Annotated in this window: 1 protein-coding gene; it reads right to left on the bottom strand. The window is 27.2% G+C overall.

Features of this window, described 5'->3' with window-relative positions; all coding sequences use genetic code 11:
- Positions 1-150: DUF2535 family protein (locus tag V7068_RS20500; RefSeq protein ID WP_499714342.1), on the bottom strand; the 150-nt coding region annotated here is incomplete at its 3' end.
- Between the last annotated feature and the right edge of the window lie 52 nt (positions 151-202).

Below are 202 nucleotides of genomic sequence, written 5' to 3'. Positions count from 1 at the left end.
GATATGTACCATAAAATAATTAGGATCGTCAGGTAATAAAATTGGTATATCCGTAATCATCACCTTATGTCCAAGATAATTTTTGAACTCTAGGGATTTAAGCAACAAACTATCAATCCTCTTTTTTATCCGATTGTCTTCATTATACACAAAATAAATAAAAGGATAAAATATTGTGTATCTAAATGTAGAAGAAATCAAT

Source organism: Bacillus sp. JJ634 (assembly GCF_036962285.1).
In the GTDB taxonomy this organism is placed as follows: Bacteria; Bacillota; Bacilli; order Bacillales; family DSM-1321; genus Peribacillus; species Peribacillus asahii_A.
Note: the sequence above shows the minus strand (reverse complement) of the source record. Positions and strands in the feature narration are given on the sequence as shown.